Genomic DNA, 9099 nt, shown 5'->3' with positions numbered 1-9099 from the left:
ACAGGCGCTGCACTGAAACATCTTGCGCGGGCTGCCGTGCAGGACGCAGTGGGCTTGGCACCCGCAACGCGGGCAGCGGAAGCCGTCCGGCCATCGGGCCCGCTCCAGCGCCGCCTCGCACTGGGCCTCGGTGCCGTACTGGGCGATGAATGCCGGCAACGACATCCCCGGCTGAAACTGAATCCGATTCTGCGCCATGGTGGCACCCTCCGCTCGCTGTGTAGCCTCAGCGTACGCCCGGGGGTGGCTCACCCTGTGAGCCTGGCTGACTCTCGTCGCTAATCAGGAGACGTTATGCGTGGCGCATTGTGGGCGGGCTCATTGGATGATCCCCTGAGCCGGCCCTATGCCAGATTCTCCCTGCCGAGCCCGGCGGTCGCCGACGGCAGAGCTTGCATTGAATTCCTCTGTGTTCTCTGTGTGCTCTGTGGTGAATGATTAGCCCGAGACGGGTTCGAAGCTGATCAGGCGGTCCAGGCGCCACCACTGCCGGCGGCCCGCGGTGTCGCGCAGGATCAGGTATTCGGCACCGCGCCGGGTGCGCAGGTCCAGCGGGCGCACGATCGCGATCCGGTCCATCTCGCCGCGCCGCCAGTGCGTGCGCAGAAACTGCCCGCGCACGATCGCCAGCTCCAGCTCGGAGTAGCGCTCGCAGGCAATCGGGGTATAGGGCGGCGCTTCGCTCACTCGCCCTCCCGTCGGGCCTCGATGCGCGGGATCTCCTCGTCGCCGGCATCCTCGCGGCGGAACACGATCGGGGCACAGCACACCGCGCAGTCCTCGATCCACTCGCGGTCGTTACTGACCATGTCCACCGTGGTCTCGCCGGGCTCGCCGCACCAGGGGCAGGCAAAACCGACAAACTCGACGGGACGCATCATCGACCCTCCTCCCGGCGCGCGGGCCAGGCGATCGGCGTGGCAACCGAGTCCTGCGGTGTCCCTTCCGGAAGAAAACGTTCCAGCACGTTGTTGAGAAACGCCAGGCCCCGTTCCGTGGCCTGCAGCCGTTCCGGATCCGCGACCAGCAGCCCGTCCGCGCGCAGTTCCGAAAGTGCGGGTTCCAGCATCGCCAGTGGCAGGCCGCAGCGCGCCTCGAAGCTCGCCGCCGGCACGCCCTCCACCAGCCGCAGCGCGTTCAGCAGGAACTCGAAAGGCCGCTCCGCCGTGTCCACGGCCTGATCCTTGTGCGCCTGCGGCTCGGCCAGCCAGGCCTCGGGCTGGCGCGGCTTCATGCGGCGCAGGATCGCGCCCTGATGGACCTGCGTCAGCTTGCCGTGGGCCCCGGCCCCGATGCCGAGGTAATCGCCGAAGGTCCAGTAGTTGCGGTTGTGCCGACATTCCTGCCCCGGACGTGCATAGGCGGATACCTCGTATCGAGTATAGCCAGCCGCCGCCAGATGGGACTGGCCGCGGGCAAACAATTCCTCGATCGTCGCATCCTCCGGCAGCTCGGGCGGGCGCGCCGCGAACAGGGTGTTCGGTTCCAGGGTCAGTTGATACCAGGAGATATGTCCCGGGTCCTGCTCGATCGCCGCCTGCAGATCCGCGATCCCGGCCGCGACCGACTGCCCCGGCAGACCGAACATCAGGTCCAGGTTGATGGCCTCGAAGCCGGCGGCACGGGCATGCTCCACCGCGCTCAGGGCCTCCGCCGCACCGTGGATGCGCCCCAGGCGCGCGAGCATCGCGTCGTCGAAGCTCTGGATGCCCAGCGACAGCCGGTTGACCCCCGCCTCGCGGTAGCCGCGGAAGTAGGCGCGGTCGGCGGTCCCGGGGTTGGCCTCCAGCGTTACCTCGCAGTCCGGTCGCAGCGGCAGCCGGGCGCGCAGGCCGGAAAGCAGAGCATCCAGCGCCTCCGGCGGGAACAGGCTGGGGGTGCCGCCGCCAATGAAGACGCTCTCCAGCCGCCGGCCCCAGATGTCCGGCAGCTGGCCTTCCAGGTCGCGCAGCAGCGCGTCCACGTAGTCATCGAAGGGCGGCTCGCCGCGCGGCTCGTGCGAGTTGAAGTCGCAGTACGGGCACTTGCGCACGCACCAGGGCAGGTGCACATACAGCGCCAGGGGCGGCGGATGGGTCAGCGCGGCAGTCATGTGCGAAGCATAGGCGAGGGGGCGGGTGGCGTCGAAAGGACCCAGTCCCGCCATTGCGGCCTTGCGCGCCGATGGTCCCCTGCCGACCGCCACAGCGCTGCGCGCCTCGCGATGACGGGGACAGGAAGCACAGTCATCGCGAGCGCCGCAGGCGCGTGGCGATCTCCCCGGCCTGGCCCCGACGCGGGTCCGAACATGCGCCGGGGTGTCGTCGGGAGGTTGCCACGGCCCCTGTGGAGCCTCGCAACGACGGGAAGTCCCCGTCATCACGAGGCGCGCAGCGCCGTGGCGATCTCTCCGGGTGGCCCCGGTGCCGGACGGCGTGGGTTGTCAGGCCGGCGGGTTGCCCATGCGCGCGCGCAGGGCGCCCCCGAGTTCTTGCAGGGCCTGACCGCGATGGCTCAGGCGGTTCTTGGTCTCCGGGGGCAGCTCGGCCGAGGTGCAGCCCTCCTGAGGCACGAAGAACAGGGGGTCGTAGCCAAAGCCCTCGGCGCCGCTGGCCTGTTCCGCGATGCGCCCGGGCCACACCCCCTGGGCGATGATCGGCGCCGGATCCTCGGCATGCTCCAGGTACACCACGACCGCGCGGAACCGTGCGCCGCGCTGTTCCGGCGGGACGCCGGCCAGTGCCTCCAGCAGCTTGGCGTTATTGGCCGCGTCGTCGCCATCGGGGCCGGCATAGCGCGCGGAGTAGATCCCCGGCTGGCCGTGCAGGGCATCGACCTCCAGCCCGGAGTCGTCGGCGATCGCCGGCAGTCCGGTGTGGCGGGCGGCGTTGCGCGCCTTGAGGATCGCGTTCTCCACGAACGTCAGGCCGGTCTCGTCGGCCTCGGGCACGGCGTGTTCGGACTGTGCCTCGACCGCCAGCCCCAGCGGTTCCAGCAGGGCGCGGATCTCGCGCAGCTTGCCGGGGTTGCCGGTGGCCAGGACGACGCGGCGCGGATCGCCCATGATCAGCCCTCGGCCAGCACGGCGCGCTGGGCCTCGCAGATCTCCTGGATGCCCTTCTCGCCCAGGTCCAGCATCTGGTCCAGCTCGTCGCGGCGGAAGGCGTGGCCCTCGGCTGTGCCCTGGATCTCGATCACGCCCCCGGCCTCGTTCATCACCAGGTTCAGGTCGGTCTCGGCCTGCGAGTCCTCATCGTAGTCGAGGTCGAGTACCGGTTCACCGCCGCAGATGCCCACCGAGATCGCGGCGACCTGGCCGTGCAGCGGATCCTTGCGGATCAGCCCCTGTTCACGCGCCTTGCGGATGGCGTCGTACAGGGCGACGTAGGCCCCGCTGATGGAGGCGGTGCGGGTGCCACCATCGGCCTGGATCACGTCGCAGTCGACGATGATCTGGCGCTCGCCCATGGCCTCCAGGTCCACCACCGCGCGCAGCGAGCGGCCGATCAGGCGCTGGATCTCCATGGTGCGGCCACCCAGCTTGCCGCGCGCGGCCTCGCGCACCATGCGGTCATGGGTGGAGCGCGGCAGCATGCTGTATTCGGCGGTGACCCAGCCGCGGCCCTTGTTCTTCAGCCACGGTGGCACGCGCGACTCCACCGTGGCGTTGCACAGCACGCGGGTATCGCCAAACTCCACCAGTACGGAACCCTCCGCGTGGCGGGTGAAATGGCGGGTAAAACGCACGGGGCGCATTGCGTCGGCTGTTCGGCCACTGGGTCGCATGCTGTGATCCTTGCTAGATTTGAGTGGGGCGCAGTATACGGGCCGCCACCGCCACACGCAGCAGGGATCACCATGGAGGGACGCATGATCACCAGTATGACCGGATTTTCCCGGCACGCGATGAGCCTGGACGCGGGCGTGTTCGACTGGGAGCTGAAGAGCGTCAACCACCGCTATCTCGAGCTGCGTATCCATCTTCCCGATCACCTGCGTTCGCTGGAGGCCGAGGTGCGCAGCCGCCTGAAGGCCCGTCTGGCGCGCGGCAAGGTGGATGCGGTCCTGCGCGACCGAGGCCAGGCCGACAACGCCCCGGAGGCCTTCGATCACGAGCGCGTCCGGGCGCTGATCGGGGCCTGCGCCTCCATCGAGCGCATGATGCCGAACCCGGCGCCGGTCTCGCCGCTGGACGTCCTGCGCTGGCCGGGTGTGCTCCAGGGCAACGCCGATGTCGGCGAGAGCCTCGCGCAGCCCCTGCTGGCGGGCTTCGACGACGCGCTGGAGGCCCTGGTCACGATGCGCACGATCGAGGGCGCGGCCCTGGCCGACGGCATGCGCTCGCGCCTGGACGCACTCGCCGAGCACGCCCGGGCGATTCGCGCGCGGCGCCAGCCGATGCTGGACGAGCAACGCGGCCGCATCCTCGCCCGGATTCACGAGCTGGACCTGAATCTGGATCCGAAGCGTCTGGAGCAGGAAGTCGCCCTGCTGGCCCAGCGCATGGACATTGCCGAGGAGCTGGACCGCATCGACGGCCATGTGGCGGCCGTGCACGAGGTCCTGGATCAGGGCGGCCCCAGCGGGCGGCGGCTCGACTTCCTGATGCAGGAGTTCAACCGCGAGGCCAACACCATCTCGTCGAAGTCGCATGACCTGGAGATCACCCGCGCCACCGTGGAGATGAAGGTCCTGATCGAGCAGCTGCGCGAGCAGGTGCAGAACCTGGAATAGCCCATGCGCCGGTTTCGCCTGCGTCTGGCCATCTCGCGCCAGGAAATGGAGGACTACTACACGGGTCGCGCCGCAGTGGTCTTCGCCCAGGCCGACAGCGGCGAGAGCGTGCAATTCCCCGCCCGGCTGCTACGCAGCCACCTGGATCAGCGCGGGGTACACGGCGTGTTCGAGCTGGTCACCGACGACGATTACAAGCTGCGCGAGTTTCGCCGTCTCGCGTAACGGGTTTGCCCCCAGGCCCTTGAAAACGCGGGATGTGTCCCTACGTCTATGGGTGAGTCAGATGACACCCGCACAAGGAGGGAACGCCATGACCATGACCCGTTACGAACCGTTCAGCCTGCTCGGCCAACTGTCGCGCGAACTCGGTCGCATGCCGGACATGCCCGGCACCGAGGACTCCGCCGCGACCTCCGACTGGGCCCCCGCGGTGGATATCCGCGAAGAGACCGATGCCTACGTGCTGCATGCCGACATCCCCGGGGTGGACCCGAAGGATATCGAGCTGCACATGGAGAACGGCGTGCTGACCCTGCGCGGCGAGCGCAAGCACGACAGCGAAGAGGAGAAGAACGGCTACAAGCGCATCGAACGCGTGCGTGGCAGTTTCTTCCGCCGCTTCTCGCTGCCGGATACAGCCGACGCCGACAACATCTCCGCGCGCAGCGAGAATGGCGTGCTGGAGGTGCGCATTCCGAAGCAGGCCCGCGTGCAGCCGCGCCGGATCCAGATCGAGAGCTGATCCGGCTCCACCGGCCCGGCAGGATATCCCTGACCGGGCGCAACATGGGCGCTGCCCCGGGGGTTCCCGTGGTGGCGCCCGGTTTTTTAGGCCCCGAGGAGGCGCGGTTTCGTGTCTCCCTGGGTGACAGCCGCATCCCGGCTATCATGATCGCCATGACCGCAGGCGGGATCCGGGTGTCACCCGAGGACGCAATCGTTCGAGGAACGCAATGGAATACAAGGACTACTACAAGATCCTCGGTGTGAGCCGCGACGCCAGCCAGGACGAGATCAAGAAGGCCTACCGCAAGCTGGCGCGCAAGTACCATCCGGATGTCAGCAAGGACCCGGACGCCGAGACCCGCATCAAGGAGGTCAACGAGGCGTACGAGGCCCTGGGCGATCCGGAAAAGCGCAAGGCCTACGACCAGCTCGGTTCCAACTGGCGCCAGGGTCAGGACTTCCGCCCGCCGCCCGGCTGGGACGGCTGGACCCAGCACGGCGGGGCCCGCGGGGGCGCCGGAGCCGGGGCCGACTTCGGCGGCTTCTCGGACTTCTTCGACTCCATCTTTGGTGGCGGCGGCATGGGCGGTGGTCGCCGCCGTTCGGGCGGGGCCGGCTTCAACATGCGCGGGGCCGACCGCGAGGGCCGGGTGGAGATCACTCTGGACCAGGCGCTCAAGGGCACCGAGGTGTCGGTCAACGATGCCGAGGGCCGGGTACAGCGCGTGCGCATCCCCGCCGGGGCCCGGGACGGCTCGCGCCTGCGCGTGCGCGGCCAGGGCGACCCGGGGGTCGGCAGTGGCGGCGCCGGCGACCTGCTGCTGGAGATCCGGGTCAAGCCGGACAGCCGCTACACCCTGGACGGCCGCAATCTCTACCGCGAGATCCCGATCACGCCCTGGGAGGCCGCGCTAGGCGCGACCATCGAGGTCCCCACGCCGCATGGCTGGGTCAATCTGAAGGTTCCGGCCGGCTCGCAGTCGGGCAAGCAGATGCGCCTGAAGGGCAAGGGCCTGCCGGGCAAGCCGCCGGGGGATCTCTACCTGAAGCTGATGGTGCAGGTGCCGCCGGAGGAAGAGGCCGGCGACTGGTACCGCAAGATGGCCGAGAAGTCGTCCTTCGCCCCGCGCGCCAACCTGGCGCCCTGATAACCGGAACCCCGTTCGAGGAGCGCCCATGCGTCGGCTTGTTCCCCTCCTGATCCTGGCCCTGACCCTGTTCGGGGCCGCACCGGCCACCGCCCAGCTACCGGCCGCGGTGGACGGCCAGCCGCTGCCATCGCTGGCACCGATGCTCGAGCGGACCATCCCCGGCGTGGTCAATATCGCCACCCGCGCCCGCGTGGTGGAGTCGGTCAGCCCGCTGTTCGACGATCCTTTCTTCCGCCGTTTCTTCGATGTCCCCGAGCGTTCGCGTGAACGCGAGCGCCAGGGCCTGGGCTCTGGGGTCATCGTGGATGCCGGGGCCGGCACCATCCTGACCAACAGCCACGTGATCGCCCGCGCCGACACCATCCTGGTCACGCTCTTTGATGGCCGTCAGTACGAGGCCGAGGTAGTGGGCACCGACCCGGCCACCGATGTCGCCGTGATCCGCATCGACGCGGAGGACCTGCAGGCGATCCCGCTGGCCGACTCCGACGCCCTGCGCGTGGGCGACTTCGTGGTCGCCATCGGCAACCCCTTCGGCCTCGGTCAGACCGTAACCAGCGGCATCGTCAGTGCCCTGGGCCGCAGCGGGCTGGGTGGCGCCGGCTTCGAGGACTTCATCCAGACCGATGCCTCCATCAACCCGGGCAACTCCGGCGGGGCGCTGGTGAACCTGCGCGGCGAACTGGTCGGCATCAACACCGCCATCCTCGCGCGCGGCGGCGGCAACATCGGCATCGGCTTCGCGATCCCCGCCAACATGGCCAGCCAGATCCAGGAGCACCTGCTGGCCGAAGGCCGGGTCGAGCGCGGCGCGCTGGGCGTGGAGATGCAGGACCTGACCCCGGCGCTGGCCCAGGCCTTTGGTCTGGAGCTCTCGCAGGGCGCCGTGATTACCCGCGTGGTGCGCGGCTCGGCCGCCGAGCGCGCGGGCCTGGCCCACGGCGACATCGTCCTGCGGGTGGACGGCCAGACCGTGCGCAGCGCGAGCGACCTGCGCAACCGCCTGGGTCTGCTGCGCGCCGGGTCCGATGTGGAGCTGGACATCCTGCGCGACGGGACGGAACAGCAGATCGTCGCGCGCCTGGATCGCCCCGAGGAACGCCGCATCGAGGGGGCGGCCGTCCACCCGCGGCTCGACGGCGTACGCCTGTCCGAGACCACAGGAAACGACGGTCGCAGCCGCGTGGCGGTCATCGCGGTGGAGCCCGGCACCGCCGGGGCGCGTGCCGGGCTGCGCCCCGGCGACGTGCTGCTGGCGATCAACCGCCAGCGCATCGAGCGCCTGGCCGACCTGCCGCAGCAACTTGCCGCCCACCAGACCCTGGAGCTGCAGCTGCGCCGCGGCAACCAGACCCTCTACCTCACCCTGCGCTGATCCGGTCGCACCGGCGAGCCAGGGCCCCACCCTGCAGGAGGCCAGCCCTCTGGCCGATTGGGTGTTGGACAGGCTCCATCGGCCAGAGGGCTGGCCTCCTACGGTTCCGGGGTTCTGGGCGCGCGAAGCCCCCGCCCGCGTCCGGCTTTGGCAGGAGCATTCGCGGGCAAGCCCGCTCCCACAAGAATGCTTCCATCGCGCAACCCCCATGTCTCGTCATCCCGGCTCTCCGCTCCGCCGCGGCCGGGTTGACGAGGGTGTAGGGACGTATGCGGGCGGGAATCCCGAGGCCCTGGCCCGCCCCTGTAGGAGCCTGCTTGCAGGCGAAGCCCCTGCCAAAGCCGGACGCGGGCGGGGGCTTCGCGGGCAGGCCCGCTCCCACAAGGGCACACCCACAATGCCCACTCCGACCGGTCGGTTCAGAAACCCGGGGTGTTCTTCTCCACCCAGCGCTGGGTGCCGTCGGTGAGGGTCTCGCGCTTCCAGAACGGGGCCTCGTGCTTCAGGCGTTCCAGGATGTCGCTGCAGGCGTCGCGGGCGGCCACGCGGTGGGCCGACCAGGTCGCCACCAGCACTAGGGCGTCGCCGGGGCGCACGTCGCCCACGCGGTGGGCCACATGGCAGCCCAGCAGCGGCCAGCGCGCCTCGGCTTCGGCGACGATGCGTTCCAGCTCGCGCTCGGTCATCCCCGGGTAGTGCTCCAGGAACAGCCCGGTCACGTCCTCGTCCTCGTTGAAATCGCGCATGCGGCCGACGAACACGCTGGCGGCGCCACGCGCGTTCGCGGGGATGGCCGTCTCGGCCTGCCGGACGATCTCCCAGGGGTCGAAGTCGTCGGTGTGGATCTCGACCGCCACCCTAGCCCCCGGTTACCGGCGGAAAATAGGCGACCTCGTCCCCGTCGCGTACCGGCGTCTCCAGGCTGGCCTGTTCCTGATTGACCGCGGCCATCAGGCGCTCCGGCGGGGCCTCCTGGTGGAGGTGCTGCCACAGCCCGCCAACGGTCATGCCGCCGGCGGGGAGTTCCGCCTCTTCGTTCGGGCGGCCCAGCTCCTCGCGCAGACGCGCGAAATAGTGAACGTGTACGGTCATTCCGGCCCCTGTAAACATGGCTGCGAGTCAAGCATTATA

General features: G+C 69.7%; 13 protein-coding genes. 5 read left to right on the top strand and 8 right to left on the bottom strand.

The annotated features are described in order from the left end of the window. The 6 genes from D106_RS14340 to rph form a co-directional block, all read right to left on the bottom strand. On the bottom strand, positions 1-198 hold a 198-nt coding region (locus D106_RS14340; protein WP_018880197.1), incomplete at its 3' end, for a transposase. A 240-nt stretch (positions 199-438) separates the two neighbouring features. Further along, positions 439-687: a transcriptional antiterminator, Rof gene (locus D106_RS0112160; protein WP_018867684.1), complete on the bottom strand. Its 249-nt coding sequence runs from the start codon at positions 685-687 to the stop codon at positions 439-441. Next, the gene (locus D106_RS0112155; RefSeq protein ID WP_026279307.1) at positions 684-878 is read right to left on the bottom strand and encodes a CPXCG motif-containing cysteine-rich protein; all 195 of its coding nucleotides are present in this window, start codon (positions 876-878) and stop codon (positions 684-686) included. The genes D106_RS0112160 and D106_RS0112155 overlap by 4 nt, the downstream gene beginning before the upstream one ends. Further along, on the bottom strand, positions 878-2146 hold the full coding sequence (gene hemW / locus D106_RS0112150; RefSeq protein ID WP_018880196.1) for a radical SAM family heme chaperone HemW: 1269 nt from the start codon (positions 2144-2146) through the stop codon (positions 878-880). The genes D106_RS0112155 and hemW overlap by 1 nt, the downstream gene beginning before the upstream one ends. 276 nt (positions 2147-2422) lie before the next feature. Then, the gene (gene rdgB, locus D106_RS0112145; RefSeq protein ID WP_018880195.1) at positions 2423-3043 is read right to left on the bottom strand and encodes an RdgB/HAM1 family non-canonical purine NTP pyrophosphatase; all 621 of its coding nucleotides are present in this window, start codon (positions 3041-3043) and stop codon (positions 2423-2425) included. Between the two features lie 2 nt (positions 3044-3045). Continuing rightward, a complete protein-coding gene (gene rph / locus D106_RS0112140; protein ID WP_026280346.1) occupies positions 3046-3765 on the bottom strand; it encodes a ribonuclease PH in 720 nt (239 codons plus the stop codon). Positions 3766-3849: 84 nt separating this feature from the next. Between rph and D106_RS0112135 the strand changes: the two genes are divergently transcribed. From D106_RS0112135 to D106_RS0112115, 5 genes are all read left to right on the top strand, one after another. Next, the gene (locus D106_RS0112135; protein WP_018867689.1) at positions 3850-4713 is read left to right on the top strand and encodes a YicC/YloC family endoribonuclease; all 864 of its coding nucleotides are present in this window, start codon (positions 3850-3852) and stop codon (positions 4711-4713) included. A 3-nt stretch (positions 4714-4716) separates the two neighbouring features. After that, a complete protein-coding gene (locus D106_RS0112130) occupies positions 4717-4938 on the top strand; it encodes a DUF2835 family protein (RefSeq protein ID WP_018867690.1) in 222 nt (73 codons plus the stop codon). Between the two features lie 88 nt (positions 4939-5026). Then, entirely contained in the window at positions 5027-5458 is a 432-nt protein-coding gene (locus tag D106_RS0112125) for an Hsp20/alpha crystallin family protein (protein ID WP_018878653.1), read from the top strand. Positions 5459-5669: 211 nt separating this feature from the next. Continuing rightward, positions 5670-6590, top strand: a complete 921-nt coding sequence (locus tag D106_RS0112120) for a DnaJ C-terminal domain-containing protein (RefSeq protein ID WP_018880194.1) — start codon at positions 5670-5672, stop codon at positions 6588-6590. 28 nt (positions 6591-6618) lie between these two features. After that, a complete protein-coding gene (locus D106_RS0112115) occupies positions 6619-7968 on the top strand; it encodes a DegQ family serine endoprotease (protein ID WP_018880193.1) in 1350 nt (449 codons plus the stop codon). Positions 7969-8387: 419 nt separating this feature from the next. Here D106_RS0112115 and D106_RS0112110 read toward each other — a convergent pair whose 3' ends face one another. Beyond that, positions 8388-8825: a molybdenum cofactor biosynthesis protein MoaE gene (locus tag D106_RS0112110; protein ID WP_018866571.1), complete on the bottom strand. Its 438-nt coding sequence runs from the start codon at positions 8823-8825 to the stop codon at positions 8388-8390. A gap of 1 nt (position 8826) precedes the next feature. Next, positions 8827-9060 carry a molybdopterin converting factor subunit 1 gene (moaD, locus tag D106_RS0112105; RefSeq protein ID WP_018866572.1) on the bottom strand — a complete coding sequence of 78 codons (234 nt, stop codon included), beginning with the start codon at positions 9058-9060 and terminating at the stop codon, positions 8827-8829. Between the last annotated feature and the right edge of the window lie 39 nt (positions 9061-9099).

It is taken from the genome of Thioalkalivibrio sp. ALE9, assembly GCF_000377445.1.
In the GTDB taxonomy this organism is placed as follows: Bacteria; Pseudomonadota; Gammaproteobacteria; order Ectothiorhodospirales; family Ectothiorhodospiraceae; genus Thioalkalivibrio.
The sequence above is the reverse complement of the archived record's forward strand: the minus strand, read 5'-3'. Positions and strand labels throughout refer to the sequence as shown.